Source organism: Sporofaciens sp. JLR.KK001 (assembly GCF_036941055.1).
Lineage (GTDB): Bacteria > Bacillota > Clostridia > Lachnospirales > Lachnospiraceae > Sporofaciens.
The window spans coordinates 1,664,650-1,691,294 of record NZ_JAYMNO010000001.1; the positions used below are offsets into that span (position 1 = coordinate 1,664,650).

General features: G+C 49.1%; 25 protein-coding genes. 16 read left to right on the top strand and 9 right to left on the bottom strand.

The genetic code is table 11. The features are described from left to right. Complete coding sequence (mnmM, locus tag VSQ62_RS08925) at positions 1–582, top strand: tRNA 5-(aminomethyl)-2-thiouridylate-methyltransferase MnmM (RefSeq protein WP_502957814.1); 582 nt, start codon at positions 1–3, stop codon at positions 580–582. A gap of 1 nt (position 583) precedes the next feature. On the opposite strand, the gene VSQ62_RS08930 is transcribed toward mnmM, so the two are convergent. Continuing rightward, positions 584–1,063: a pyridoxamine 5'-phosphate oxidase family protein gene (locus VSQ62_RS08930; RefSeq protein WP_334634398.1), complete on the bottom strand. Its 480-nt coding sequence runs from the start codon at positions 1,061–1,063 to the stop codon at positions 584–586. A 198-nt stretch (positions 1,064–1,261) separates the two neighbouring features. Between VSQ62_RS08930 and iorA the strand changes: the two genes are divergently transcribed. From iorA to VSQ62_RS08965, 7 genes are all read left to right on the top strand, one after another. Beyond that, positions 1,262–3,016, top strand: coding sequence for an indolepyruvate ferredoxin oxidoreductase subunit alpha (gene iorA, locus VSQ62_RS08935; RefSeq protein ID WP_334634400.1), 1,755 nt, complete (start codon positions 1,262–1,264; stop codon positions 3,014–3,016). Continuing rightward, positions 3,016–3,594, top strand: a complete 579-nt coding sequence (locus tag VSQ62_RS08940) for an indolepyruvate oxidoreductase subunit beta (protein WP_334634402.1) — start codon at positions 3,016–3,018, stop codon at positions 3,592–3,594. The genes iorA and VSQ62_RS08940 overlap by 1 nt, the downstream gene beginning before the upstream one ends. A gap of 21 nt (positions 3,595–3,615) precedes the next feature. Beyond that, a complete protein-coding gene (locus VSQ62_RS08945) occupies positions 3,616–4,947 on the top strand; it encodes a phenylacetate--CoA ligase family protein (RefSeq protein ID WP_334634404.1) in 1,332 nt (443 codons plus the stop codon). A gap of 15 nt (positions 4,948–4,962) precedes the next feature. Further along, positions 4,963–5,406: an ACT domain-containing protein gene (locus VSQ62_RS08950; protein ID WP_334634405.1), complete on the top strand. Its 444-nt coding sequence runs from the start codon at positions 4,963–4,965 to the stop codon at positions 5,404–5,406. A 107-nt stretch (positions 5,407–5,513) separates the two neighbouring features. Next, positions 5,514–6,026, top strand: a complete 513-nt coding sequence (locus VSQ62_RS08955; protein WP_334634407.1) for a ferritin — start codon at positions 5,514–5,516, stop codon at positions 6,024–6,026. 2 nt (positions 6,027–6,028) lie between these two features. Further along, positions 6,029–6,214 (top strand): (2Fe-2S)-binding protein, encoded by a 186-nt coding sequence (locus VSQ62_RS08960; RefSeq protein ID WP_334634409.1) that lies wholly within the window; start codon positions 6,029–6,031, stop codon positions 6,212–6,214. After that, positions 6,214–6,963 carry an SseB family protein gene (locus VSQ62_RS08965; protein ID WP_334637611.1) on the top strand — a complete coding sequence of 250 codons (750 nt, stop codon included), beginning with the start codon at positions 6,214–6,216 and terminating at the stop codon, positions 6,961–6,963. The genes VSQ62_RS08960 and VSQ62_RS08965 overlap by 1 nt, the downstream gene beginning before the upstream one ends. 159 nt (positions 6,964–7,122) lie before the next feature. Here VSQ62_RS08965 and VSQ62_RS08970 read toward each other — a convergent pair whose 3' ends face one another. Next, positions 7,123–7,320 (bottom strand): cold-shock protein, encoded by a 198-nt coding sequence (locus VSQ62_RS08970; RefSeq protein ID WP_334634411.1) that lies wholly within the window; start codon positions 7,318–7,320, stop codon positions 7,123–7,125. 246 nt (positions 7,321–7,566) lie between these two features. Between VSQ62_RS08970 and ptsP the strand changes: the two genes are divergently transcribed. Both ptsP and moaC read left to right on the top strand, forming a co-directional pair. Continuing rightward, entirely contained in the window at positions 7,567–9,192 is a 1,626-nt protein-coding gene (gene ptsP, locus VSQ62_RS08975; RefSeq protein ID WP_334634413.1) for a phosphoenolpyruvate--protein phosphotransferase, read from the top strand. A 16-nt stretch (positions 9,193–9,208) separates the two neighbouring features. Further along, positions 9,209–9,679: a cyclic pyranopterin monophosphate synthase MoaC gene (gene moaC, locus VSQ62_RS08980; protein WP_334634415.1), complete on the top strand. Its 471-nt coding sequence runs from the start codon at positions 9,209–9,211 to the stop codon at positions 9,677–9,679. A 121-nt stretch (positions 9,680–9,800) separates the two neighbouring features. Here moaC and glgD read toward each other — a convergent pair whose 3' ends face one another. Together glgD and VSQ62_RS08990 are read right to left on the bottom strand one after the other, a co-directional pair. Further along, a complete protein-coding gene (glgD, locus tag VSQ62_RS08985) occupies positions 9,801–10,916 on the bottom strand; it encodes a glucose-1-phosphate adenylyltransferase subunit GlgD (protein ID WP_334634417.1) in 1,116 nt (371 codons plus the stop codon). 1 nt (position 10,917) lies between these two features. Next, on the bottom strand, positions 10,918–12,057 hold the full coding sequence (locus VSQ62_RS08990; RefSeq protein WP_334634419.1) for a glucose-1-phosphate adenylyltransferase: 1,140 nt from the start codon (positions 12,055–12,057) through the stop codon (positions 10,918–10,920). Between the two features lie 202 nt (positions 12,058–12,259). Here VSQ62_RS08990 and VSQ62_RS08995 point away from each other — a divergent pair, with 202 nt between their 5' ends. Together VSQ62_RS08995 and VSQ62_RS09000 are read left to right on the top strand one after the other, a co-directional pair. Then, positions 12,260–14,104, top strand: a complete 1,845-nt coding sequence (locus VSQ62_RS08995; RefSeq protein WP_334634422.1) for an ABC-F family ATP-binding cassette domain-containing protein — start codon at positions 12,260–12,262, stop codon at positions 14,102–14,104. A 264-nt stretch (positions 14,105–14,368) separates the two neighbouring features. Beyond that, positions 14,369–14,875 carry a CarD family transcriptional regulator gene (locus tag VSQ62_RS09000; RefSeq protein ID WP_334634425.1) on the top strand — a complete coding sequence of 169 codons (507 nt, stop codon included), beginning with the start codon at positions 14,369–14,371 and terminating at the stop codon, positions 14,873–14,875. A gap of 83 nt (positions 14,876–14,958) precedes the next feature. Here the strand turns inward: VSQ62_RS09000 and VSQ62_RS09005 are convergent, their stop codons facing one another. Genes VSQ62_RS09005 through VSQ62_RS09020 form a run of 4 tightly spaced genes read right to left on the bottom strand, consistent with a single transcriptional unit; the run spans position 14,959 to position 20,222 of the window. Then, entirely contained in the window at positions 14,959–17,208 is a 2,250-nt protein-coding gene (locus VSQ62_RS09005) for an alpha-galactosidase (RefSeq protein WP_334634426.1), read from the bottom strand. A gap of 28 nt (positions 17,209–17,236) precedes the next feature. Then, positions 17,237–18,085 (bottom strand): carbohydrate ABC transporter permease, encoded by an 849-nt coding sequence (locus VSQ62_RS09010; protein ID WP_016217768.1) that lies wholly within the window; start codon positions 18,083–18,085, stop codon positions 17,237–17,239. After that, positions 18,085–18,936: a carbohydrate ABC transporter permease gene (locus tag VSQ62_RS09015; RefSeq protein ID WP_334634427.1), complete on the bottom strand. Its 852-nt coding sequence runs from the start codon at positions 18,934–18,936 to the stop codon at positions 18,085–18,087. The genes VSQ62_RS09010 and VSQ62_RS09015 overlap by 1 nt, the downstream gene beginning before the upstream one ends. Continuing rightward, positions 18,936–20,222 carry an ABC transporter substrate-binding protein gene (locus VSQ62_RS09020; protein ID WP_334634429.1) on the bottom strand — a complete coding sequence of 429 codons (1,287 nt, stop codon included), beginning with the start codon at positions 20,220–20,222 and terminating at the stop codon, positions 18,936–18,938. Before VSQ62_RS09020 ends, VSQ62_RS09015 begins: the two co-directional genes overlap by 1 nt. Positions 20,223–20,576: 354 nt before the next feature. On the opposite strand from VSQ62_RS09020, the gene VSQ62_RS09025 reads away from it, so the two are divergent. After that, positions 20,577–21,431: an AraC family transcriptional regulator gene (locus tag VSQ62_RS09025; RefSeq protein WP_334634430.1), complete on the top strand. Its 855-nt coding sequence runs from the start codon at positions 20,577–20,579 to the stop codon at positions 21,429–21,431. Between the two features lie 43 nt (positions 21,432–21,474). Here VSQ62_RS09025 and VSQ62_RS09030 read toward each other — a convergent pair whose 3' ends face one another. After that, the gene (locus VSQ62_RS09030) at positions 21,475–22,119 is read right to left on the bottom strand and encodes a TetR/AcrR family transcriptional regulator (protein ID WP_334634433.1); all 645 of its coding nucleotides are present in this window, start codon (positions 22,117–22,119) and stop codon (positions 21,475–21,477) included. A gap of 217 nt (positions 22,120–22,336) precedes the next feature. Here VSQ62_RS09030 and VSQ62_RS09035 point away from each other — a divergent pair, with 217 nt between their 5' ends. Genes VSQ62_RS09035 through VSQ62_RS09045 form a run of 3 tightly spaced genes read left to right on the top strand, consistent with a single transcriptional unit; the run spans position 22,337 to position 26,560 of the window. Then, entirely contained in the window at positions 22,337–23,662 is a 1,326-nt protein-coding gene (locus VSQ62_RS09035; RefSeq protein WP_334634434.1) for a glycine/sarcosine/betaine reductase component B subunit, read from the top strand. A gap of 16 nt (positions 23,663–23,678) precedes the next feature. Next, a complete protein-coding gene (gene grdH / locus VSQ62_RS09040; RefSeq protein ID WP_334634435.1) occupies positions 23,679–24,983 on the top strand; it encodes a betaine reductase selenoprotein B in 1,305 nt (434 codons plus the stop codon). A 41-nt stretch (positions 24,984–25,024) separates the two neighbouring features. After that, positions 25,025–26,560 carry a BCCT family transporter gene (locus VSQ62_RS09045; protein ID WP_334634436.1) on the top strand — a complete coding sequence of 512 codons (1,536 nt, stop codon included), beginning with the start codon at positions 25,025–25,027 and terminating at the stop codon, positions 26,558–26,560. Positions 26,561–26,645 lie beyond the last annotated feature (85 nt).

Here is a 26,645-nt window from a genome sequence, read left to right on the forward strand (position 1 = left end):
ATAAAAAAATATGAGGTGGGCGAAATTGAGAGTATCACAGAATGGTGTCATGAAGTCATTAAATCACAGGCGCAGGCAGGGGGCTTCTATATCGATGCGACGATGGGGAAAGGGAACGATACACTGATGCTCTGCCGTCTCGCGGGGAATGCAGGCAGAGTATTGGCGTTCGATATCCAGGAAGAAGCGCTTCGGATCACGGAAGAGAGACTTAAGGAGCAGGGGATGAGCCACCTGGCAGAATTGATCCTGGACGGCCATGAACATATGGACAGATACGCCGGGGCAGAGTCGGCGGATGTGATCTGTTTTAATTTCGGATATCTGCCGGGAGGGGATCATGATATTGCAACGTCCGCTGCGACCAGTGCAGAAGCAATTAAGAAAGGACTTAAGATATTAAAATCTGGCGGAATGATGAACCTGTGCATCTACAGCGGAGGCGATACGGGATTTGAAGAGAAGGAGAGAATCCTGGAATTCCTTAGAAAGCTTCCGGCAAGGGAGTATACGGTGATCGTAAATGAATATTACAATAGAGAGAATCATCCTCCCATGCCGGTGTTTGTGTTCAAACATTAGACTACATATTCTGCTTACAGGAATATTCGTCCACGTCAACACGGATGACCGTAACGGCCTTCTCAAGCTTGGGATTGGTCTCGAATTCTGAGAAGTCTCTTCCAGTCTGATGCTTCATGATGACAGCCAGCGCCATTAACTTCTCGTCTGGCTCTGAGACGATCGCAGCCTTGCCGCTTCCGATGATACTGGCATAGCGATAACTATATTGGCATGCCAGTGTCCCTTCCGTAAGCTCATGGCCGCAGTCCAGTTCGATGCCGACCGCGGGATTGGAGCTGATCAGTTTAAGCTTGCGTCCTTCCCTTGCTCCATGGAAATATAGGATAAGACGGCCATCCTCGAAGCGGAATCCATAGTTCATCGGCACGATATAGACTCGTCTGTTCTCGTCAGTCATTCCAAGCCTGCATACCTTGCAAGACATAAGGATCTCCTGAATCCTGTCCATATCCTTAACTTCTCTGTCTGTTCTTCTCATCTTGGTTTCTCCTTAATTCTTAAAGTTTCTCCGTAATATTCTACAGTAGATGCTTCTCCATTTCAATTTCAATTTAGGAAAAATGTTGAATTCTATAAATTAATGATTTAATCCGTGAAAGCAATATGTTATACTAAAAAAGTGTTTCAAAGAAACATGTTTTGGGCTTCTAAGAAATACGAAAGGAAGGACGATAGAATGTCAGAAATGAAGAAAGTTATTATGCTGGGCAATGAAGCTATTGCCAGAGGCGCCTATGAGGCAGGAGTCAAGGTATCTGCCGCGTATCCGGGTACACCAAGTACCGAGATCAGCGAGTATCTGGTACAGTACAAGGACGATCTGTACTGTGAGTGGTCCCCCAATGAGAAGGTAGCAGCCGAGGTGGCGGTCGGAGCGTCTGTAGTCGGAGTGCGTGCCATGTGCTGTATGAAGCATGTTGGGTTCAATGTGGCGGCGGATCCGGCATACACGGTATCTTATATGGGAGTGAACGGCGGTCTTGTCATTGTAGTGGCGGACGACCCGGGGCTCTACAGCTCCCAGAACGAACAAGATACCAGGATGGTGGCGCGGGCGGCGCAGCTCCCGGTGCTGGAACCGGCAGACAGTTCAGAAGCGAAGGAGTTCATGAAGCAGGCATTTGAATTGAGCGAGCAGTTCGACCGTCCCTTCGTGTTCCGCACGACTACCAGGCTTGCACATTCCCAGGGAGTCGTGGAACTGAGGGAGCGTAAGCAAATAGAGGATAAGCCCTATGAGAAAGATATCCGCAAGACTGTCATGATGCCGGGCAATGCCAAGCTTCGGCATATTGAGATAGAGAAGCGTAACCTGGAGCTTGCCGAAGCAGCCAATACTCTCCCCATTAACAAGGTGGAGATGAAGGATACGAAGATCGGAGTCATTACCAGCGGGATTCCTTACCAGTATGTGAAGGAAGCGCTGCCGGACGCTTCGGTGCTGAAGCTTGGAATGGTTAATCCGCTGCCAAGGAAGCTGATCGAAGATTTTGCCTCCAGGGTAGAAGAATTATATATTATAGAGGAATTAGACCCAGTGATCGAAGAGCAGGTGAAGTCCTGGGGAATCAGGGCCGTGGGGAAGGAGATCTTCACGGTGCAGGGAGAATACAGCGCCAACATGATCCGCAGGGCAGTTCTTGGAGAGGAGCCAAACTTTAAGACGCCTGCACAGGTTCCGGTAAGACCGCCTATCCTGTGTCCGGGATGCCCTCACAGGAGCGTCTACTATGTGGTGAAGAAGTTAGGGCTTCATGTGGCGGGAGATATCGGATGTTATACGCTGGGAGCCGTTGCACCGCTTGGCGTGGTCGACACGACGGTCTGTATGGGTTCCAGCATCTCCAGCCTTCACGGCATGGAGAAGGCCAAAGGGAAAGATTACATAAAGAACTGGGTTGCAGCCATCGGAGATTCCACCTTTCTGCATACGGGTATCAATTCCCTGATGAACATGGTATATAACAATGCCACCGGTACGGTTCTGATCCTGGACAATTCGACGACCGGAATGACCGGGCATCAGGATCATGCGGCGACTGGCAGGACCCTGCAGGGGGATCCGGCTTATGCTATTGATATCCAGGGGCTTTGCCGGGCTGTCGGCGTGAAGCATGTGACCGAGGTCAACGCATTCGATCTTGAGACGCTGGAGAAGACGATCAAGGAAGAGACGGCGAGAGACGAAGTCTCTGTGATCATCACGAAGACGCCTTGTGTATTGCTCAGCAAAGGAAAGAAACCGTTGTACATCGCACATGAAGACAAGTGCAGGAAATGCGGCATGTGTATGAAGCCGGGATGTCCCGCCATGACAAGAAGAGAGAACGGGACCATCCGTATTGACGACACCATGTGTACCGGCTGCGGGCTTTGCATGGATCTGTGCAGATTCGGGGCTATAGAATTAGTAAAGGCAGGTGACAGATAATGGCGGCGAAGAATATTATGATCGTCGGAGTCGGAGGGCAGGGTACGCTTCTGACCAGCAGGATATTGGGCGGGCTTGCCACCGCAGGCGGATATGATGTGAAGCTCTCGGAGGTACACGGGATGGCGCAGAGAGGCGGAAGCGTGGTGACATTCGTCCGCTATGGAGAGAAAGTGGCGGAGCCGATCGTGGAGGAAGGACAGGCAGACGTGCTGATCGCTTTTGAGAGGTTAGAAGCTCTCAGGTATGCGCATTTCCTCAAAGAAGACGGAGCGCTGATCGTCAACGACTGGCGGATTGATCCGATACCGGTCGTGATTGGTGCGGCCGAGTATCCGGAAGGAATTATTGAGACTTTGAAAAAAGATTACAAGGTCTATACGGTAAATGCGACAGAAGAATCGAAGAAGCTTGGCAATCCCAGAGTGTTCAATTTGATCGTCCTGGGAATTGCAGCACAGCATATGGATTTTACTGTAGAAGAGTGGTATGACGTGATCGAGCGCACTGTACCGCCCAAGACGATCGATATCAACAAGAAGGCCTTTGACGTGGGCTATCATCTTGTGTCTGAGTGATTGGGAAAGGAGTATGAAAATATGGCGAAAATAGCATTAGAGAACTGGAATGAGACGATCAGAGATCCGAAGATCGAGTGTATGAGCAGAGACGAGATGAGCGCCCTTCAGGGGGAGCGTCTCGTGAAGCAGGTGAAGAATGTATACGAGCATGTGGAATTCTACCATAAGAAAATGGATGAGCTGGGAGTAGAGCCGGGCGATATCAAAGGAATCGAAGATATCACCAAGCTTCCGTTTACGACCAAGGAAGATCTGAGGGATAATTATCCCTTCGGACTTCTCGCAGTTCCAAAGGAGAAGATCGCCAGGGTACAGGGAACATCCGGGACGACCGGTAAGCTTACCCTTGCCTCATACACGCAGAATGACGTGGACGTGTGGGGAGAATGCGTGGCAAGGGGTCTTACTATGGCGGGACTGAATTCGTCAGACCGTATTCATGTATGCTATGGTTACGGGCTGTTCACCGGAGGAATGGGGCTGGACCTTGGGGCACAGGCTCTTGGGGCGATGGCGATTCCTATGTCTTCCGGCAATACCAAGCGTCAGTTGATGTGTATGGAAGATTTCGGTGCGACTGCATTCGCATGTACGCCGTCTTATGCACTTTATCTTGCAGAAGCGGCGCAGGAAGCCGGAGTCGTAGACCGTCTTCAGATCAGGGCAAGCATCAACGGTGCAGAGCCGTGGACGGATGAGATGCGCAAGAAGATCGAGGATATCTTACATATCAACAGCTTCGATATCTATGGTCTGTGTGAGATTACGGGACCGGGCGTTGCCATGGATTGTATCCATCACAAGGGGCTCCACGTATATGAGGACTATTTCTATCCGGAGATCCTGAACCCGGCAGACCAGTCAGCATGCGGGGACGGCGAGACGGGAGAGCTTGTATTCACGACTCTGGCCAAAGAAGGTATGCCGCTTCTCCGTTACAGAACGAAGGATCTTACCAGTATGGAGCATAGTACCTGTGAATGTGGGAGAACACTTCCAAGGATCCAGAAGTTCACCGGACGTACGGATGATATGAAGGTCATCCGCGGCGTCAATGTATTCCCGACACAGGTAGAGACCGCGCTTCTGTCCATGGGCGGCGGCGTAGCACCTCACTATATGCTGATTGTTGACAGGGAGAACAACCTGGATGTCCTGACTGTAATGGTAGAAGTAGACGAGAAATATTTCTCAGATGAGATCCGTAAGCTGGACAGTCTGAAGAATAAGGTCGGAGCGGTTCTGAAGCAGGCGCTGGGCGTATCTGTAAGAGTGAAGCTTGTCGAGCCCAAGACGATCCAGAGAAGCGAAGGCAAAGCAAAACGTGTCATTGATAACAGAGAGCTGTAAGAGGAGGTAGATACCATGGGTGTAAGCAATACAATTCAGCAATTGTCAGTTTTTTTGGAGAACAGAGAAGGACGTCTTGATGATGTATTAAAGGTTCTGGCAGAAAAGGATGTGAATATCGTGGCTCTAAGCCTTGCGGACACTTCCGACTATGGAATGCTGCGTATGATCGTTTCCGACCCTGCTAAGGGGCGTCAGGCGCTTAAGGAGGCAGGAATTACGGCGATGCTCACCGACGTGGTAGCGCTTCGGGTGCCGCATGCGACAGGATCGTTGAGCAAGGCCATGCATCAGATTGTAGAAGGCAAGGTCAACGTAGAATATATGTATGCATTTGCCAATGGAAATGACGCTGCGGCAGTATTGAAGAGCGATGCTCCTGAGAGGGTGGTCGACATCCTGAAGGGTAGCGGCTTCGATGTATACAGCGCCGGCGAGGCATATCGCGCCAATCAGTAAATCTGAACAAATCTAAGGGGTACGGGAAACTTCTCGTACCCTATTGCTTTTCATTTATGCAGCGTGTATAATAGACGAGTATTATTTAACAAAGGAGGATATATAGCATGCTAGATAAAAAAGTAGTAGAATTACTGAATCAGCAGGTGAATAAAGAGTTCTATTCTGCATATCTGTATCTGGATTTTTCTAATTATTATTATGACCACGGATTAGATGGATTTGGCAACTGGTATAAGATCCAGGCGCAGGAGGAGAGAGACCACGCCATGCTGTTCATCCAGTATTTGCAGAATAACGGAGAGAAGGTAGAGTTAGAGGCGATCGACAAGCCGGGAGTTTCTTTAGAGAGCGCGAAGGCTGTGCTTGCGGAAGGACTGAAGCACGAGCAGTATGTGACGAGCCTGATCCACACCATCTATGATGCGGCATATTCTGTGAAGGATTTCCGTACCATGCAGTTCTTAGATTGGTTTGTGAAGGAACAGGGAGAGGAAGAGACGAATGCGGATAATCTGGTGAAGAAGTTCGAGCTGTTCGGCGACGATCCTAAGAGCCTCTATATGCTGGATAATGAGCTTGGGGCGCGTGTGTACTCCGCACCGTCGCTGGTACTTTAATCATGAACCGCAGGAAAGTGATCTGTTCATGCCGGAATGTGACGAAAGGCGATATCGCGGATGCGGTGAAAGACGGCGCCGATTCCTTCAAGCAGGTGAAGAAGCTGACAAAGGTCGGAAAAGGCTGCGGCAAGTGTAAGAAGAAGGCTAAGAAGCTGACGAAGAAATTATTAAAAGAAAGGGCATGATGGCTGTGGACAAGAGGAAACAGACGCTTGAGAAGCTGCGAAGTTCGGAGGCGGTTTATGTTCTGATGTCCGGCGGAACGAAGCTGCCCTATGTAGAATGTGACTCTGATACATATGACGATCAGATTCTGGTATTCTGCAGAGAAGCGGACGCAAGGAACAGGATGGCGGCGCTTATAGCTGAGAAGAATCCTGTACAGACCGTTAAGGTTGAGAAGAAGAGCTTTCTGATATTTTACACAAGCCTGTATCCTATGGGGGTGAACTGTATCGTAGTGGACGACGGAACTTCGGAGAGGATTGCGGTGCAGTTGAATGAACTGATCTCAAGGAACAGCCCGGATCAGCTTCCCAAGGGTCAGGTATGGGTGGAGAACCCGGCTTTGAACCTTACGGCGATCTATTTCATGCAGGAACTTCACAAGAACCGCGGACAAGGTATGACAGAAGAGATGAAGGAATTGTACGAAGAGATGATGGCTCATCTCGGACGCGGGCGGTTTATCTTCGCGGTCAGGAAAGACAAGGGGATTCCGGCGCTTAAGGGGAAGGACGGAGAGCTGTACCAGCCGCTTTTTACGGATATCCAGGAATTCGGGAAATTCAACAGACAGAACCAGTTCCGTGCGATGGTAGTTGAAGCAGATAAGATCCTGAACCTGATACCGGCAGGAAGCGCCGGCATTGTGCTTAACCCCATGGGAGTCAACGTCCAGTTTAAGATGGCGAAGACATCACAGAATCAATAGAATGAATAGAACTCCGGAAAGTGAAAAAGACCAGATAACTGAGTTACCTGGTCTTTTCCATAACCTCAATTACATGTAGTGCTTTTAGATATCTAAATCATGTAGCTATTTAATATATAAAAGGTACATTTAATTTACGATTAAAAGAATTGCATTAAATTAAATCTTTGTTACATTCACGGCTTGAGGTCCCTTGGATCCCTCAGTTACATCGTACTCAACATCCTGACCCTCATCCAAAGACTTGAAGCCTTCCATGTTCAACCCGGAGTAGTGTACGAATACATCATTGCCGGTTTCATCAGAAATGAAACCATAACCCTTTTGGTTGTTGAACCATTTCACTGTACCTTTCATGACAATACCTCCATAATAAAATTAATTAGAAACACTGCATCCATAAAACAAATCTATAGATAACTGTTTTATAGACTAGCATATAATTATAAAAGCGTCAATAGATTTAGCAATCTTTTTACTATTTTTTTGGGAAAAAACGGTTTTTTAAGGGATATCATTTCACTTGACGAAACAGATGTAAGAGTGTAAAGTATACATAGACAGATGAAGATAAAATCATTGGGATAACAGAGGAATAAGAGTATGATTACATTGACGGGGAAAAAAGTATCCGAAGGGATTGCCATCGGCAAATTATCCTTTTATAAGAGAGATTCAAAAGAGATCCGCCGTATCTATGTAAAGGATGTTGAGAAAGAGGTACAGCGTTTTCAGAAGGCAAGGCAGAAGGCGCTGCAGGAGTTAAGGGAACTCTGTGAGAATGCCGCGAAGGAAGTCGGCGAGGCCAATGCCGCGATTTTTGAGATGCAGCAGATGGTGCTTGATGACCGGGATCTGGTGGATAAGATCACGAATATCATCGTAGAACAGAAACTGAATGCAGAGTATGCCATCCAGAATGCCGCAGAGCATTTTATCTCAACGGCAGTGACGGCAGATAAGAATTATGTACAGGGGCATGACGCGGATGTCAAGGATGTGACGAACCGTCTTATGCGGACCCTGGCCAGAGGATGGAAGGATAAGATGCTGATGGACGAGCCGTTCGTGCTGGCTGCCGGAGAGTTATATCCAAGCGAAGCCGTGCAGCTCGATAAGACGAAGGTTCTTGGATTCGTCACCAGATATGGAACGATTAATTCCCACACGGCGGTGCTAGCCCGGACGAAGGGGATCCCCTCGGTGATCGGGCTTGGAGAGGCGCTCAAGAAGGATTATGAAGGGAAGACGATCATCATAGACGGTTTCGAGGGTAAGATCTATATCGAGCCGGACTACACGACGATCACCAAGATGCGGCAGAAGCAGGATGCCAATCACACGCAGGTGCAGAACTTAGAGAGGCTTAAGGGGAAGGAGAATATCACCCAGAGCGGACAGAAAATTGACGTCTGTGCGAATATCGGCAACAGAGAGGACATTGAGAATGTACTGAGGTGTGATGCCGGAGGAATTGGATTATTCAGGAGTGAATTCTTGTATATGGAGAGCGGCACCAAGCCGCCTACCGAGGAGTATCAGTTTCAGGTATATAAGCTGGCGGCAGAGTCCATGGGGATCAAGAAGGTGGTGATCCGGACGGCTGATCTTGGCGGGGAGAAGACAGCAGAGTGTCTGGATCTTGGCACGGACCCCAATCCAGCCATCGGATACCGGGGAATCAGGGTGTCGCTTGATAAGGACGAGGTGTTCAAGACCCAGCTTCGAGCCATACTCCGTGCATCGGCTTTCGGGAACCTGTCTATCATGTTTCCGATGATCACTTCTATAGAAGAAGTGAGAACGGCGAAACTGATGCTTGAGAAAGCGAAGAAGGAGTTGAAGAACGAGAAGACGGCTTTTGACGAGGACATTCCGGTAGGGGTTATGATCGAGACTCCGGCGGCGGTTATGATCAGCGGCGAACTGGCGAGAGAAGTGGATTTCTTCAGTATCGGGACGAATGACCTTCTCCAGCTTACGTTGGGAATGGACCGGCAGAACAGCAGGCTTGACCGGTATTATAATCCACATCACTCGGCGATCCTCAAGATGATCCGGATCATTACCAACAATGTACATCTGGAAGAGAAGCATATCAGTATATGCGGAGATCTTGCAGCAGACCTGGATCTTACGGAATATCTGATCCAGATAGGGATTGACGAGCTGTCGGTTGCGCCGAACCAGGTGCTCGCCCTCAGGAAGAAGATCAGAGAGATACAGTAACGAGGAGATTGAATATATGGAATTTACCCATTTTGATCAGGATGGCAATGCGGTCATGGTAGACGTCTCCGGTAAGGAGATTACGGAACGGTCGGCTCTCGCCCAGGGAAAGATACGGGTGAGCCGGGAAGTGTTCGAGGCTGTGGCCGGGCAGAAGGTGAAGAAGGGAGATGTTCTGACCGTTGCCCAGGTAGCGGGGATCATGGGGACGAAGAAGACGGCAGAGCTGATTCCCATGTGCCATTATCTGCATCTTACGAATTCTAAGGTCATGTTTCGGATGGATCCGGAAGAACTTGTGATCGAAGTCCTCTGTCAGGTTAAGACAGAGGGGAAGACGGGAGTTGAGATGGAAGCTCTGACAGGCGTGTCGGTTGCACTTCTTACCATCTATGACATGTGCAAAGCGATCGACAAGCGGATGGTGATGGAGGATATCCATCTGTGTGAGAAGACAGGCGGCAAGAGCGGAGAGTTCAGATTTTAGAAGATATAGACAGAAAGAGGCTGTGTTGTATGATCAGGCGTCATACAGCACAGCCTCTTTGTAAGTATCTGTATCTGGCTGACACGGCAGCGTTGTCGTTCAACGGCCGCCGCGTATCATATTATAAAGTATCTTCACGTCTGATGTATCCCGGATTCTCAGGATCCGCGATGATCTCTTTCGCATGGATGATCTTGGCGTGCTTGTCAACGACCTGATAGTCAATGGTGATATCCTCGCCGATCATTGCACCGGGCAGAACAACACTGTTCTTAACTACGGCGCCCTTCTTGATCACGCATCCGCGTCCGATTACGGAATTCTCTATGGTTCCTTCGATCAGGCATCCGTTGGATACGACGGAGCTTTTCACGTCTGCCGTCTCGAAATACTGTGTCGGGCAGGAGTCGTTGGTCCTGGTATATACAGGCCATTCGTCATCAAAGAGATTGGATGCTCTCTTGAAGTCGATCAGTTCGATGTTGGCATTATAGAAGCTCTTAAGGTCTGTGATGGATGCAAAATATCCCCTGTGGGAAATACCGCGCACATCCAAATCCTCGCATGCATTGTTGACGATATCTGCCAGTGTATACATGGAAGATAAGGTCTTGGCCTTCTTAATCAGGTCGGTGAACAGATCCTTCTTCATAATATATGTATCCATGAAGATATTCCTGTTCTTGGCGTTGCCGCGGTTCTGCTCTAAGGACAGGACACCCTTCTGCCGGTTCAGATTCAGAGTATTGCAGTTAAGGAAGGTATCCTTGGCATTATCTACACTGTGATATAATAATGTAATATCTGCTTCTGATTCAATATGATTCGCAAGCAGAGTGCTGAAATCAGCAGAGTATACCATGTAGCTCGGCGCGATAACGACGTAAGGCTGGTGTGATCTCTCAATACATTCCAGATTCGCTGAGAACGCAGCAATATCCGTGTTGTAAAGGTCGTTGTCGCCTTTGGATTCGGAGAACAGGATATGCAGCCTGCCGCGCTTGGAGTTAATGTTATAATGACGTCCGGTTCCAAGATGCTCAACAAGGGAGCGGGGCTTTCTTCTGATATATACCTGAATGCGGTCGATTCCGCTGTTGCTCATATTAGAGATCGGGAAATCGATCACACGGTATCTTCCGAGGAATGAAAATGCTCCGATCGGTCGATATTCTTCCATTCCCTTTACCCAGATATGATTCCCGGAAAAATTAACGATTCCTAATGCTTTGCTCATATTATTCTACCCCCTTTACGCGTTTTGCCACGAGCTCGATATGTTCGCTGTCAGCGCTTCCAACGACAGCTTCTTTGCCGATCTTGACTCCGTCAGCCACAAGAGCGCGCTGCACGACTGCGCCCGCTTCTACTTTGACGCCCGGCATTAATACGCTGTCAATGATCTTAGCGCCTTCACCGACCTCGACGCCGGTAAACAGGACAGAGTTCTTCACTTCACCTTCAATGACACAGCCCTGTGTGACGAAAGAACGCTTGATACTTGCTTCCGGTCCTACATAATGAGGCAGGGTAGTTGCATCTTCCGTATAGATCTTCCAGGTCGGATCATTCAAGTCGAGTTCGTTATTAGAGTCGAGAAGGTCCATATTAGCTTCCCACAGAGAGTCGATGGTTCCTACGTCCTTCCAGTAGCCTTTGAATCTGTATGCGTATAGAGTCTTGTTGTCAGCAAGAAGCTGAGGGATGATATCCTTACCAAAATCATGGTGGGAATCAGGATCCTTCATATCAGCGACCAGAAGCTTTCGAAGAGGCTTCCAGTTGAAGATGTAGATACCCATGGACGCAAGATTGCTCTTAGGGTGCTCAGGCTTCTCCTGGAATTCGATAATATGCCCTTCTTCGTCCGTATGCATGATACCGAAACGGCTCGCCTCCTTGAACGGCACTTCGATAACGGCGATGGTAGCGTCTGCATTGTTCGCCTTATGCTCCGCCAGCATCTTGGCATAATTCATCTTGTAGATATGGTCGCCGGAAAGAACGAGTATGTATTCCGGGGAATAGGTGTCGATAAAGTCAATATTCTGTGAGATCGCATCTGCAGTTCCCCGGTAGACGTCCAGATTGGCGTCAGCTTTCTCGCGCGGCGGGAGTACATATACGCCGCTGTCTTTTGCATCCAGACCCCAGCGGCGTCCGGCTGCAACATAACTGTTCAATAGAACGGATTCATATTGTGTCAGTACACCGACTACATCAATGCCGCTATTGGCACAGTTGCTTAACGGGAAATCAACAATGCGGTACTTACCACCATATGAAACGGCCGGTTTGGCTACTTTGTTGGTCAGGTCATGCAGACGGGAGCCACGGCCACCGGCTAAAATCATCGCTAACATATTATTTTGTTTCATAGTGTGTCCTCTCTTTCCATTTATGTTACATAAGATTAGATTATTATACAATTTTTTTATCATTATTTCCATAATTTTGTATAAAAAAATAAAAATTTTTCCAAATAATTTTTGCATTATGTTGCCCGCATTAATTTACTTGACATCTTCTGTAAAAAACAGCAAAATAAAATATACAAATAAATGAATGATGAGGATAATTATGAATTTGCTTACAATGGAACATATTACGAAGTCTTATACGGAGAGGAAGATTCTGGATGACGTGGGATTCAGTATCAGTGAACGGGAGAAGATCGGTGTGATCGGAATAAACGGCATGGGGAAGTCCACTTTGCTCAAGATTGCGGCAGGGATCGAGGAAGCGGACTTAGGGAAGGTCAGCATGGGGAATCAGGTGAAGGTCTGTTATCTTCCGCAGACGCCGGTATTTGAAGAAGAAATGACGGTCCTTGAGGCGGCGATTGCGGGCGGTGTGGGCGGCCCGGACCGTTTTACGGCAGAGGCAGAGGCGAAAGCGATGCTGAACCGTCTGGGATTCACGGATTACGGGGAGAGGGTAGAGCATATGTCAGGCGGGCAGAGGAAGCGTGCTGCGCTGATCAATGTGCTTCTTGAACCGGCAGATATACTGATCCTGGATGAGCCGACCAATCATCTGGATTCAGAGATGTCCGAGTGGCTGGAGGAGTATCTGATCCGATATAGAGGTGCAATCCTGATGGTGACTCACGACCGGTATTTCCTGGACCGCGTAGCCAGCCGTATCGTAGAGGTAGACGGCGGCAAGCTCTACAGCTATCCGGGGAATTATTCGGAGTTTGTCCGTCTTAAGGGAGAACGGCAGGATATGGAGCTTGCCGCACAGCGCAAGCGCAAGAGCCTGCTCCGTACAGAGCTTCAGTGGCTTAGCCGGGGCGCAAGGGCGCGGAGTACGAAACAGAAGGCGCATATAGACCGGATCATGGCCATGCAGGAGATCCAGGATATGCAGGAGGAGAAGCGGGTACAGATGGATTCAGTTGCCTCCAGGATGGGAAATAAGACGGTTGAAGTGTCAGGTATCAGCAAATCCTATGGCGAACGTGTCCTGATCAGGGATTATAACTATATCTTCCTTAAAAATGACCGGATCGGGATCATAGGCCCCAACGGCTGCGGCAAGACGACGCTTCTTAAGATCATCCACGGAGATGAGAAGCCGGATGCCGGAGGAATCGAGATCGGACAGACTATCCGCATGGGGTATTTTTCCCAGGAAAATGAATTCATGGATGAATCTGTGAGGGTGATTGATTATGTGAAAGAGGTGGGAGAGTATATCGCCACATCCGACGGCAGGATCACGGCGTCGCAGATGCTTGAGAACTTTCTGTTCGACGGGGTGATGCAGTGGTCAAGGATTGAGAAACTGTCAGGAGGGGAGAGGAGACGTCTCTATCTGCTCAGAGTGCTGATGAGCGCGCCCAATGTCCTGATTCTGGACGAGCCTACCAATGATCTGGACATCCAGACATTGACGATTCTGGAGGATTATCTGGATCGGTTCGACGGGATCATCATTATTGTGTCACATGACCGGTATTTTCTGGACCGCACGGTGAACCGTATCTTCTCTTTTGAGGGGGAAGGGCAGATCCGCCAGTTTGAAGGCGGATATTCCGACTATCTGATCCGCAGGGAGCTTCTGAATCCGGAGGAGGGTGAGATTCCCGGGAAGGGTCCTAAGGGGAAGAACAGCCCTGGAGCGGAGGATTCTGACGAGACTGCGGTGCGCGCAGCGAAGGGCTCCTGGAAGCAACATGAGAAGAAATTAAGATTCACGTTCAAAGAGCAGAAGGAGTTCGAGACGATAGACGAAGAGATCGCGAAGCTGGAAGAGATGATCTGTGCCCTGGATGAACAGATCGCGGCGAACGCCACGAATTCGGCAAGGCTTAATGAACTGCTGAAAGAGAAAGATGAGACGGAGCAGCAGTTGGAAGAGAAGATGGACAGATGGGTATATTTGAATGATTTGAATGATAAGATTCAACAAAGGATGTGAATTGTGGATAATCACAAATATCTTGCAAAGATTTTCTGAAAATAACTCTTACATTTTGAGAATGATAGTGGTATAATATAGAAATAAAGGGATTATATGTCATTGGGATTACAACTTACAGATTCAACTTTATAGCTTTAACTCCAGACATACTGGCGTACAGTCTCAGGCAGCATGGGGAAGGTGCCGCAGTAGTGTACGCTTTTTTTGTGGACATCCTTTATTGCAGTAACATGTTAATACGGAACCGGTAAGGAGGTAGTTATGTTCAAGATAGGAGATTATGTGGCACATTACAAAGAAGGTGTCTGTGAGGTAATGAGTATCGGGAAGCTGAATATTAGCTGCTCCGATAAGGAGAAGGAATACTATACATTGAAGCCTCTCTATGATGCCGGGGGAACTCTGTATACGCCAGTAGACAATGAGAAGAGACAGATCCGGGAAGTGATCTCCGGAGAAGAAGCGCAGGCATTGATCGATGATATGCTGAATATTGAGATGATCGGGGTAGCGGATGAGAAGAGACGCGAGCTGTCCTATAAGGAAGCGTTGCTGAGGAATCAGTGCAGAGATTGGATTTCTCTGATCAAGACCTCTTATATACGGAAGATGAACAGGCTTGCTTCCGGGAAGAAGGTCATTAATGTGGATGATAAGTATCTGAATATCGCAGAGAAATTCCTCTATGGAGAGTTCGCGGTTGCCTTGGGCCTGCCTAAGGATGAAGTGAAGGGATATATATCAGGTTATCTGAAGAGGGAGTCTTAGCAGATTTGATATAAGTCAAGGGAATATCAGGGGATGACAGAGGCGTCTATCCCTGATATTCCCTTGTTGTCTTATCGCGGTATTTATACGGCAGGGCACTCCACGATATGGATCCGGAAGCTTTCGTATTCTTCTGCAGCCGTCGGGAGCAGGAGTCCGCCATTCATCAGCACGTCCCCGGGATATTCTTCATCGTTTACCGTATAGATACTGTCTGCATTCAATCCTTTCAGACACATCCAGCGTCCGGGACCGTTAGGATGGATCTGGAGAGCGACGATGCAAAGAAGCGCTTCGCTTCCGTCTTCTGCGGCGAATTCCCATCCATGGTAAGCGTCTGCTGTATCGGGATCGGTAAGCCGGTAATAGTCTCCGTACTGGATCAGGTCATAATATTCCTTGAATTCCCTGATCTGAGCTTTTACAATGGTCTTCTCATCTTCGGTCATCTTATTGACGTCCAGCTCATATCCGAACGTACCGGACATTGCAACCGTCGCCCTGGTATTTAACGGAGTGATACGTCGGGTCTGCTCGTTGGGGCAGTGGGATACATGGGATCCCATGGTGCTGACAGGATAGCCGAAGGAAGTGCCGTACTGGATACTGAGCCTCTCGATGGCGTCGGTATCGTCGCTGCACCAGATCTGGGGCGTGTAATAGAGCATTCCGGCGTCAAAACGTCCGCCGCCGCCGCTGCAGCCCTCGATCAGCATATCAGGATAGCGCTGCGTTAATTTTTCAAGCATATCATAGAGACCTAAGACATAGCGGTGCATAACTTCTCCCTGGCGCTTTGCGGGAAGAGAGGCGCTGTAGAGGTCTGCAAGGCTTCTGTTCAAGTCCCACTTGAGATATTCGATCCTGGCCGAGTCAAGTACCTGGCATATATGGCTGAAGATATATTCCCGTACGTCCTCTCTGGAGAAATCAAGCAGTAATTGAAGCCGGGAACGGGTAGGCTGTTTCCCTGGAACGGTGAAGGCCCAGTCAGGGTGCTCACGGTAGAGGTCGCTGTCTTCATTGATCCCTTCCGGTTCAAACCAGATACCGAACTGAAGTCCAAGGCCGTGGATCTGGTCAGACAGCTCCTTAAGCGTACAGCCAAGCTTCTTCTCATTCACCGTCCAGTCCCCGAGGCCGGACACATCCAGGTCGCGTTTGCCGAACCATCCGTCGTCCATGACGAAGAGTTCTATGCCGAGATCTGCCGCGTCCCTTGCCATCTGTATCAGCTTGTCTCCGTCAAAATCGAAATACACGCCTTCCCAGTCATTCAGCAGGACCGGCCGTCTCTTAGCGGTCCATTTGCCCCGGCACAGATGGGTGCGGTAAGCCTGGTGGAAGATACGAGATAACCGGCCAAGTCCCTGGGCGGAGTAAGCCAATGCTGCTTCCGGTGCATAGAAGCGTTCCGCTGGCTTTACACAGTAGCAGAAGTTATCAGGATGGATACCAAGGAGGAGACGGGTCTGGTTATACTGGTCAAGCTCGGCGTTCCCCAGGAAGTCCCCGCTGTACAGGAAAGAAAAACCGTAACAGTTTCCGGTGTCTTCTGTCGTATCCCTGTCAGAGAGGATAAGGAACGGGTTATACTGGTGACTGGAGGTTCCACGCGTGCTTCCTACGGACTGGCTCCCGTGCATCAGCGGCGAGCGCTGATAATTCCGTTCTTTTACATGGCGGCCGTAGAAGGTATGCAGGTCGTATTCGCCGTGCAGATAATCGACGCAGACGCTCTGGATGTTCTCGAGGTAGATGTCGTCTTCGCTGTGGTTTTCAACGCAGACCGCCCTTGTGATGATATCCAGATCTTCCATGACGCCGTAGTAGAGATGGACATAGAACATGCGGCGGGTGTCTTCCAGAGTGATGATCAGTGTATCGGACCTGGAACCGCATCTGCATCCGGCGGGAGCAGGTGTCTCATGTGCCTGCTGTTCCTGATCCGGCGCGTCATAGAGTGCGGGAAGACCCGGAAGAGAGTATTTGCCTTCGCGGATCTCGTGTTTCAGGTAACGCAGGTCGCACGCAGAAGTGCCGTCCGGGTAACGGACTTTAAGAGCCGCGGCGCGGTAATCGCCGCTTCCGTAGGCCGGGAACTCCAGAGGAAGCGCGTCCAGGGAGTAAGTCCGGTCATCGCCCGCGTCGTACGGGTTGCCGGAGAAGCCTCTGTCCGCATAAGCGATCCGGTAGGAATAATCAAAAGCAGAGCCCTTCATACCAAACCAGGTATGGAGTAATACTCCATACCTGTCTGCTTTCATCTGGTACATACTATGGGCTGTTGTCAAAGTAAAAAGTCTGCTCGTGCTGTCAAATAAAATAGCCATAAGTTTGTCCTCGTTTCAGTATTAAGTCTTATTTTACCGCACCGTTTACAACACCGTTGATGATCTGCTTCTGGCATACAAGATAGAAGATCAGGATCGGCAGCAATGCCAGCAAGTAAGAAGCGAATGCCAGGTTGTAATTCGTACCGAACTGAGTCTGGAATGTAAGCTGTGCCAGAGGCAGTGTGTTAACGCCTGTACCGGACATAATGACAAGCGGTGTCATAACATCGTTCCAGGTTCCAAGGGCTGTCAGTACGGCAACTGTAGCGTGCATCGGCGTCATGATCGGGAAGATGATCTTCCAGTAGGTCGACCATGTGGTGGCGCCGTCCACGAAAGCAGCTTCCTCAAGTGCGATTGGGATGTTCTTCAAGTAGCCGGAGTAGAGCATTACATTCATCGGCATATAGAACACCAGATAGCATAATATAACTCCGAACCAGTTGTCAATACCCATTTGCGCGGTCTGCTTTACCAGAGGCATCATCAGGATCGCGAAAGGTACGAACATACCGCTTACGATATAGAGGTAGGATACTTTGTAGAATTTGCTCTTAGCCATGCTTCTTCCGATCGCGTATCCGGCAAGGGAGTGGAGCAGGATGGCAAGAACTACGGTCACAACAGTGATCATGACACTGTATCCCAGGGAGTGCCAGAAGTCTGTAACACGCATGGCTTCCGCGAAGTTTTCAAGGCTCCAGCTCTTCGGAAGGCTTAACGCTCCGGCAATGTCGTTCGTCATCTCTGACGGTTTCTTGAATGCGATCACAAGCGCCATATATAGCGGGAAGATAACAGTCAGGCAGCCAACGATCAAAAGGATGGTAAGCGGCCAATTAGTGGTAGCCGCAACTTTATTTTTCTGTTTCATTATAACTGTTCCTCCTTCTTTCCTGTAATAGTAAGCTGGGCAACAGAGATCGCAACGATCACGATGAAGAAGATAACCGCGTTAGCGCTCTGGAAACCGAACTGTCCGCCGCCCATACCATTGTTGTAGATCAAGAATGAGATGGACTCGGTACTCTGTGCAGGACCGCCCTTGGTCAACGCCATGATCTGGTCGAATACCATCAGGAAGTCTTTCATGCTTAATACCATGTTGATGCTGAAGAACGGGATGATCAGCGGGAAAGTCAGTGACTTGAAGCTTAACCATCCGGTTGCGCCGTCGATCGCGCCTGCCTCATATACGTCTTCCGGTACGGTCTGAAGACCAGAGATGTAGATGAGGGTCGTCTGAGCGATGGACTGCCACGCGGCAACGATCACGATAGCGATCCATGCGGTCTTCGTGTTGGAGAGCATGCTTCCGGTTCCGGTCAGTGCTGGAAGGATGTATGTGAAGATATATCCGAAGATATAACCTACAACCAGTCCTCCAAGGATTCTCGGAACGAAGTACATACCTCTTAAAGCGCTCTTGGCTTTGATCTTGCCGTTTAGTCCCAGTGCGAGGAGCAGGGCGATCACATTCGTCAGAACGGTTGCCAGAATCGCGAATTTAAAAGTAAAGAGGTAGGATTTCCCGACACGCGCATCGGTAAATAAGTCGGCATAGTTACGCATACCTACCCAGTCGTAGCTTCCGAAGCCTTTGAAGTTCGTGAAGCTGTAGATCAGGCCCTTGATCAGCGGCAGAGTGTTAAAACAGAAGAACAATGCCAGGACAGGGACTGTAATTAATAAAAAGGTCTGGTTTCTGCTGAGTTTTTTATTCATTATTGATTCCCTCCCTTTTTCTCATAATCCTGTACTTTGCGGATAATGTCGCGGTTGTAGCGCACCCAGTCAGTGTCGAACTTGTTCAGGAACTTGTCTACGTCGCCGTCTAATAAGAAGGTCTGGATCTGAGCGTCCACGCTCATCTCTGCCGGATAGTAGTGATCCTGATAGTCGACCATCTTGCCTTCGTTGATGTAGTCTAACATACCGTCAAGGGCAGGAGAAAGCTCGAATTCCGTATCCTTACATGGTACGGCGTTCTGGTCGTCTAAGTAAGTCTGAATGGTGGAGTCCTCTAATAAAAAGCTTAATACTTCATAGGCAGCCTCTTTGTCAGGACATTCCTTCGTGATACAGAACTGAAGGTCGACACCGGAGTTCAGAATGTTGTCGTCGGCGTTGTCACATCCCGGCATAACGAAGGAATCAATATCCATATCCGGGTTAACGGACTGGATCTGCGGAACGGCATAGCTTCCGATACAGTACATAGCGGCCTCGCCGTTTGCGAATGCGGTACATGCGTCGTTGTAGTTATAAGCAAACGGGTCATCCTGTGCATGGTCGAGCAGTTCAAGCATCTTCTCTGCAACTTCCGGATATTCATCGATAAATTTCGTCTCGCCTTTGTTCACCTGGCGGCAAACATCTGCAGGAGCCAGATCACAGGCAAGTGCGTTCCACGGCGCCAGACAGGTCCATACATCTTTGTAACCGAAGTATAACGGCTGCTGTCCGGAGGACTTGATCTCATCGCACAGATCCATAAATTCAGTCCATGTGGTCGGGATCTCCCAGTCGTTGTCCTCAAACATCTCCCTGTTGTACAGAACACCCGCGGCATTAGCCACGTAAGGAACTGCGTACACGCCGTCCATCGGAACGAATTCCAGGTTCTTGTCGATGTCTAAGTAGGCTTGTTTGATCAGTGAAAGCCCTTCAAAATCTGAGATATCCATCAGCATCTCGGCATCCAGGAAGTTGGAAAAATTGACGTCACCGCCGATTCCGATGATATCTGGGGCATCCTCCTTGATGAAACGTGTTTTCAGTACGGTCATGGCATCGTTAGGAGATTCGATATGCAGTACGATGTCGTCGTGTGTTGCATTGAATTCCTCTTCCATCTTCTCGAAAGCCTTGACAGCTTCCGGCTTGTACTGAAGCATGGTGATATGGGTCTTTCCGTCTGCGCTGCTGTCGGAGCTGCAGCCACTGGCTGAGAAAACAGTCCCAATCAGCATTGCTGCCACAAGCGTTGTGGCAATTACTCTTCTTTTCATTCCACACCTCTCCTTTTTCCTTCATGCATATTGACTGTCCCGACGCACTCTGCAGATTAGTAACAATTCGGACAAGCCGGCCTGTTAAACAGAATGGACAGTTTCGTTAGGTTGCATGAATTTTATGTAATTTACAGGTAAAATAATAGCAGTCTGCTGTGAAAAGGTAAATATTCTGATGGGACGGGATTTTATCATAATGCGATATTATAAAGAAAATGTTGAAATACAGACGTATTATGATATATAATAAATGAAATGGAGAGATTTTCGTGACTTTCCACAAAATAGATAGTGCAGTTTTGAGCAATATAACGAAAATAAAGGAATGAACGAGAAAAGGGGAATCGCTTTATGACAAATTATTTATTTTCTGTGTTTCAGGATGAGCGCTTTATGGATCTGACAGTATACCAGTATGGGTATGAGCAGTGTGAACCGCTGCACTCGTTCGGCCCGTATGTAAGGAACAATTATCTCTTTCATTATGTGATCTCAGGAAAGGGATGCCTGCATGCCAATGATGAGAAGGGGGACGCGACGTATTATGATATTGAGGCGGGCAACGGCTTCATAATCGAGCCGGGATATGTCAATACCTACTATGCCGACAATGACGAGCCGTGGGAGTATGTGTGGGTGGAATTCGGCGGGCTGCGCGCGAAGGAGTGCGTGGAGCTTGCGGGGCTTTCGCACAAGACACCGCTGTATCATCTGGCGGCGCCTGAGTACGGCGAGACGCTTAAGGAGCGTATGCTGGCTATCGTCCGAAGCCAGAATGCCTCTAATATGGAAGTGATCGGGCATCTGTACCTGTTTCTTGACTGCCTGATCAAGTATTCGGCGTCCAAAAAACAGCTCCAGGGCGGGAAGCTTGGCGAGTTCTATGCGAGAGAGGCCGTTGTGTACATCGAACACAACTACGACAAGGATATCACAGTGGAGGATATCGCAAGGAGATGCAAGCTGGACCGCAGTTATTTCGGGAAGGTGTTCAAGAAGGCGGTGGGCCAGTCTCCTCAGGAGTTCCTGATCCGATACCGTATGAGCAAGGCGGCGGACGCTCTGATCATCGGTGATGATTCGGTGGGGGATATCGGGGCGTCTGTAGGATATCCCAATCTGCTGCATTTCTCCAGGGCGTTCAAGGGAGTGTACGGGGTATCCCCAAGGGAATACCGGCAGAAGAATAAGATCATAGACAGGTAGAGTTTTTGCTGCCGGGAAGCAACATACGTTTCCCGGCAGTTTTTTAATTGATCACAAATTTCAGCATCTGCATCATCTTATCAGTGAGCATATCAGAGTCCAGCTCCGGATTCTGGCACTTTTGTTCCAGGAGATATTTGACATAGCTTACGGTAATATCATTGATGATGTTCAGGTTGCTGTTTTTAATACCCGGAGCCACATCCGCCAGCGGAAGAAGAAGGCCCATACACCGGTCCCATATGTTCTTCCCGTAATACATATCTTCGATCTGAGGAGTATATTTTTCCCGCTCTTCCGGGAAAAGCTCATAGTATTGCGTCATAATGCCTGTAAGGTCGTCGCTGTGTTTTCCGAAGAAAAAATTATAGAAGACATTGGGATTCTGAAAAACAGCCTGCGCGAAAAAATCCCATACGGACAGGAAATGTTCCCTTGGACGGAGCTTCCAGGAACTCAGTTCAGACAGATTCTTGCTGTATTCGTTAAAATACTTGATCGAGGCGAGGAGGATCAGTTCTTCGATATCCTTAAAATACAGATAGATGGTTGAGTTGTGAAAACCAGCTTTGTCCGCGATCTTACGGATAGACAGGTTCTTAAGCCCGTCTGTTTCGATCAGTTCTTGCGTCGCTTCGATGAAGCGGATGGTATTTTGTCTCTTTTGATTCTCTTTTTCATTCCCCATGTTGTTTACCAGTTCCTTAAAATACTTAATTTCTCTGATTATAACATATGCAAAGAAGGATAGTCCATAAGATTAGAATAGAAAATGTCTATATGTTATAAAAATATATTGACAATAAGCGCGCTTATTGATATATTTGTTATATGATTTAACAAATAAGCGCGCTTGCTAAAATGAAAAAATAGTAAAACTGCATGAATGAACAAGGAGGAAGACCATGAAGTTAGAGATCGGTAATTTCTATGTGAAAGATATCGTTTTCGGGGAGCAGTTGTCCCTGAGAGACGGCGTCCTTACTATCAACAAGGAGGAGGCATTGGCGTATATCCGGGAAGATGAGAGGATCACAGAGGCAGAGCTGTATATCGCGAAGCCGGGAGACAAGATCCGTATGTGTCCTGTGAAGGAAGCGATCGAGCCGAGGATCCGGCCGGACGGAAGAAGTATCTTCCCTGGTTATACAGGTGATCTGGCCAAGGCCGGAGAGGGTGTGACCTATGCGCTTAAGAACTGCAGTGTACTCGTAGTAGGCAGACATTGGGGCGGCTTCCAGGACGGCGTGATCGATATGAGCGGAGAAGGGCAGAAGTATACATATTTCGGACAGCTTAATAATATTGTTCTGGTTGCGGATACGAATGAGGAATTCGAGAGAAAAGAGCAGCAGAAGAAGAATGATGCGTTAAGAAGGGCAGGGCATAAGCTCGCCGAGTTCATCGGGGCGTGTGTGAAAGACTTGACCCCGGAAGATACGGAAGTGTATGAGCTGGGAGGTATGATCAGGCGCGATGCTGATGTAGAGAAGCTTCCTTCAGTAGTCTATGTAATGCAGCCGCAGTCACAGATGGAAGAGATGGGATATAACGACCTTGTGTATGGCTGGGATATGAATCATGTGGTGCCGACCGTGATGCATCCCAATGAGATCTTAGACGGGGCCATGGTATCCGGAAGCTTTATGCCGGTATCTTCTAAGTGGGCAACCTATGATTTCCAGAACTGTCCGAATATCAAGGCGCTTTATAAAGAGCATGGGAAGACGATCAATTTCCTGGGAGTCATCATGTCTAACCTGAACGTTGCGCTGGAGCAGAAGGAGAGATCGGCCCTCTTCGTAGCACAGATTGCCAACAGTCTGGGAGCGGACGGCGCAGTCGTAGCGGAAGAAGGCTATGGGAATCCAGACGCGGACTTCGTCGGATGTATCGTGGCGCTTGAAGACGCAGGGGTGAAGACGGTAGGTATCACGAATGAGTGCACCGGACGTGACGGACAGTCTCAGCCTCTTGTTACCCTGGATGAGAAATGTGACGCCATCGTATCCTGCGGCAATGTGTCTCAGCTGATCGAACTGCCTCCGATGGAGACGGTCTTGGGCGAATTGCAGGCATTGGCCAGAGACGGGCTCTCCGGCGGATGGGCGGACGATGAGATCTTAGGGCCGTCAGTCAGAGAGGACGGTTCGATTATCATGGAGAACAACTCGATGTTCTGCGGCGACCAGGTGTGCGGATGGTCTCCGAAGACGATGAAAGAATTCTAATGGAGGTAAGCGGAGAATGAAGAAAGCAATCGTATATGTAAATCAGTTTTTTGGACAGGTAGGCGGAGAAGAGCAGGCCGGGATCGAGCCGCAGCTCCATGAAGGACAGATAGGGCCTGCGATGCAGTTTCAAAAAGAGCTTGACGCGGATGTGACGCATACGATCATCTGCGGCGATAACTATATGGGATCTAATACGGAAGAAGCGGTTGACAGGATTCTTGACATGCTTAGCGGCAAGGAATTCGATATCTTCCTTGCCGGGCCGGCGTTTCAGGCAGGGCGGTATACCGTAGCCTGCGGGACGGTCTGCAAAGCGGTGAAGGAGAAATTCGGCGTTCCGGTCGTGACGTCCATGAACAGTGAGACTCCGGGCGTCGATATGTTCAAGAAGAATATGTATATCATGAAGGGCGGTAATATTGCGTCGAAGATGCGCCAGGACGTGAAGGCTATGGCCAGGGTTGCCAATAAGCTCCTGAACAAAGAACCGGTGGGAAGCGCGGATGAGGAAGGATATTTCCCAAGAGGGATCCGTCATCAGACCTGGCTTGCGGATGGGAAACCGGCTTCAGAGCGTATGGTGGATATGCTGCTTAAGAAATTAAACGGAGAACCTTATGAGACAGAGCTGCCGATTCCGAAGAGAGACCTCGTCCCGATCGCACCGGCCGTTAAGGACCTTAAGCAGGCGAAGATCGCGCTGGTAACGACAGGCGGTATCGTCCCGGTAGAGAATCCGGACCGCATCCAGTCTGCATCTGCGACCAGGTGGGGCAGATATGATATCTCTCAGACGGAGGCGCTAAAGGGCGGGGTATATAAGACGATCCATGCCGGTTTTGACCCGGCTGCCGCTGATGCAGATCCGAACGTTATTACGCCGGTTGACGCGCTGAAGGTATTGGAGAACGAAGAAGTCTACGGAAGCCTTCATCCGTATTTCTACTCTACGGTAGGAACAGGAACGACGGAAGCCGAGGCTCAGAGGATGGCTAAGGAGATGGTTCCGTATTTTAAGGAGGATCATGTTGACGCCGTCATCATGGTTTCCACATGAGGTACCTGTACTCGTTGCGGTGCAACGATGGTAAAAGAGATCGAGAGGGCAGGATTCCCGATCGTTCAGATGTGCAACCTGATTCCGGTGGCGAAGACCGTCGGATCCAACCGAATCGTTCCGACGATATCTATTCCTTATCCGCTGGGAGATCCGGGAACTTCCAAGGAAGACCAGTGGAAGCTTCGCTATCACAGGACGAAGGCTGCGCTTGAAGCTTTGGCAACTGATATTACTGAGCAGACAGTATTCCGCGTGTAGTGCGGGATACTGGTCCTAAAAGGGCCAAAGGGGGTTATTGAATGGAGAAAAAGGACTCAAAAAACACGGTATTTTATATTTCTCTTGTTATTATTGCGGTTATGGCGGTATGGTCGGTTGCGTTAAATGAGAGCTTTACTGCAGCGTCCAATGCTGCGTTTGCATTTCTGACAACGGATTTCGGGTGGCTGTACCTGGTATCGATGATCGTGTTCCTGATATTCGTCGTCTATGTGGCGTTTGGCAAATACGGACGGATTCGTCTTGGGGGAGACGATTCCAGACCGGAGTATAAGAATCTTACATGGTTCGGACTTCTGTTTGGCTGCGGTATGGGAGTCGGACTTGTATTCTGGGGCGTTGCGGAGCCTCTGACTCATTATCTGAATCCCATGGGAATGGAAGGCGGTACGCCTGAGGCGGCAGATTTTGCCATGCGTTCCTTCTTCATGCACTGGGGGATCCTGCCGTGGGCGAATTATGCGGTGATCGGCCTTGCCCTTGCGTATTTTATGTTCCGTAAGAATAAGAAGGGCCTGATCAGCGTGATCTTAGAGCCGTTGATCGGTGAGAGGCTTGCCGAAGGATGGCTTGGGAAGCTGGTGGATATCCTGGCGGTATTTGCGACGGTGGCAGGCGTTGTGACTTCATTGGGGCTTGGAACGCTGCAGATCAACGCGGGATTCAATTATATGTTCGGACTTCCGTCAACGCTTGCGGTGCAGATCATCATTATCGCGGTTGTGTCAGTATTGTATATCGGATCTGCCGTTTCTGGTATTGATAAGGGGATCAAGATCATCTCAGATACGAATCTCTATGTCGCCATAGGGCTGATGGCAGTATGTTTCCTGGTGGGACCGAAGATCGAGATCCTGAACAGCTTCATCAACGGCATAGGACAGTATATCGGTGAGTTTATCCCGGATTCACTGGGAATCCAGGCATACGGGGATAACTCATGGATCGGAAGCTGGAGAATATTCTACTGGGCATGGTTTATCGCCTGGGCGCCGTTTGTGGGAGTATTTGTGGCGCGTATCTCCAAAGGGCGTACGATCAGAGAATTTATCCTTGGCGTGGTACTGGTTCCGGCTCTTGCTTCCTGTATCTGGGGATCCGTGTTCGGAAGCCTTGGCATTAACCTGGGAGAGAAGGGTATCATGGCGGCAGAAGAGCTTAGCGAAGCTGTAGCGGCGCCGGAGGTCGGGCTGTTTGCAGTGCTGAGTAAATACCCGCTTGGGTTCCTGCTGTCACTGGTGGCGATCATATCCTTGTGCGCGTTCTTTATTACATCGGCGAATTCAGGCGTGTATGTGCTGTCTATGCTTACGACGAAGGGAGACATCAATCCGCCGAACAATAAGAAGATCCTGTGGGGGATCATCCAGTCGGTGATGGCGGTCGGTCTTCTGATGGCCGGAGGATTGAAGCCTCTGCAGACGATCTCGCTGGCGGCGGCGTTCCCGTTTATCTTCATTATGTTTGCAGCCTGCGCGGCATTTATCAAGGCGCTGAAGGGAGAGAACATGTCTGCGGGAAGTAAGACAGAGCCCTCGGCGGGTGATGACGATTAATTTTTAATTTCCGGCGGACCGGCATTGACATTTCTTATCAAATTGGGTATCATTGACTTTAATGAGTAGAAGTGCTAAAGCGATA

What these genes read in the sequence shown, in the direction of transcription:
- VSQ62_RS08930 (WP_334634398.1), bottom strand. Translation starts at nt 1,063, where the DNA reads ATGAGAAGAACAGACAGAGAAGTTAAGGATATGGACAGGATTCAGGAG.
- iorA (WP_334634400.1), top strand. Translation starts at nt 1,262, where the DNA reads ATGTCAGAAATGAAGAAAGTTATTATGCTGGGCAATGAAGCTATTGCC.
- VSQ62_RS08940 (WP_334634402.1), top strand. Translation starts at nt 3,016, where the DNA reads ATGGCGGCGAAGAATATTATGATCGTCGGAGTCGGAGGGCAGGGTACG.
- VSQ62_RS08945 (WP_334634404.1), top strand. Translation starts at nt 3,616, where the DNA reads ATGGCGAAAATAGCATTAGAGAACTGGAATGAGACGATCAGAGATCCG.
- VSQ62_RS08950 (WP_334634405.1), top strand. Translation starts at nt 4,963, where the DNA reads ATGGGTGTAAGCAATACAATTCAGCAATTGTCAGTTTTTTTGGAGAAC.
- VSQ62_RS08955 (WP_334634407.1), top strand. Translation starts at nt 5,514, where the DNA reads ATGCTAGATAAAAAAGTAGTAGAATTACTGAATCAGCAGGTGAATAAA.
- VSQ62_RS08960 (WP_334634409.1), top strand. Translation starts at nt 6,029, where the DNA reads ATGAACCGCAGGAAAGTGATCTGTTCATGCCGGAATGTGACGAAAGGC.
- VSQ62_RS08965 (WP_334637611.1), top strand. Translation starts at nt 6,214, where the DNA reads ATGGCTGTGGACAAGAGGAAACAGACGCTTGAGAAGCTGCGAAGTTCG.
- VSQ62_RS08970 (WP_334634411.1), bottom strand. Translation starts at nt 7,320, where the DNA reads ATGAAAGGTACAGTGAAATGGTTCAACAACCAAAAGGGTTATGGTTTC.
- ptsP (WP_334634413.1), top strand. Translation starts at nt 7,567, where the DNA reads ATGATTACATTGACGGGGAAAAAAGTATCCGAAGGGATTGCCATCGGC.
- moaC (WP_334634415.1), top strand. Translation starts at nt 9,209, where the DNA reads ATGGAATTTACCCATTTTGATCAGGATGGCAATGCGGTCATGGTAGAC.
- glgD (WP_334634417.1), bottom strand. Translation starts at nt 10,916, where the DNA reads ATGAGCAAAGCATTAGGAATCGTTAATTTTTCCGGGAATCATATCTGG.
- VSQ62_RS08990 (WP_334634419.1), bottom strand. Translation starts at nt 12,057, where the DNA reads ATGAAACAAAATAATATGTTAGCGATGATTTTAGCCGGTGGCCGTGGC.
- VSQ62_RS08995 (WP_334634422.1), top strand. Translation starts at nt 12,260, where the DNA reads ATGAATTTGCTTACAATGGAACATATTACGAAGTCTTATACGGAGAGG.
- VSQ62_RS09000 (WP_334634425.1), top strand. Translation starts at nt 14,369, where the DNA reads ATGTTCAAGATAGGAGATTATGTGGCACATTACAAAGAAGGTGTCTGT.
- VSQ62_RS09005 (WP_334634426.1), bottom strand. Translation starts at nt 17,208, where the DNA reads ATGGCTATTTTATTTGACAGCACGAGCAGACTTTTTACTTTGACAACA.
- VSQ62_RS09010 (WP_016217768.1), bottom strand. Translation starts at nt 18,085, where the DNA reads ATGAAACAGAAAAATAAAGTTGCGGCTACCACTAATTGGCCGCTTACC.
- VSQ62_RS09015 (WP_334634427.1), bottom strand. Translation starts at nt 18,936, where the DNA reads ATGAATAAAAAACTCAGCAGAAACCAGACCTTTTTATTAATTACAGTC.
- VSQ62_RS09020 (WP_334634429.1), bottom strand. Translation starts at nt 20,222, where the DNA reads ATGAAAAGAAGAGTAATTGCCACAACGCTTGTGGCAGCAATGCTGATT.
- VSQ62_RS09025 (WP_334634430.1), top strand. Translation starts at nt 20,577, where the DNA reads ATGACAAATTATTTATTTTCTGTGTTTCAGGATGAGCGCTTTATGGAT.
- VSQ62_RS09030 (WP_334634433.1), bottom strand. Translation starts at nt 22,119, where the DNA reads ATGGGGAATGAAAAAGAGAATCAAAAGAGACAAAATACCATCCGCTTC.
- VSQ62_RS09035 (WP_334634434.1), top strand. Translation starts at nt 22,337, where the DNA reads ATGAAGTTAGAGATCGGTAATTTCTATGTGAAAGATATCGTTTTCGGG.
- VSQ62_RS09045 (WP_334634436.1), top strand. Translation starts at nt 25,025, where the DNA reads ATGGAGAAAAAGGACTCAAAAAACACGGTATTTTATATTTCTCTTGTT.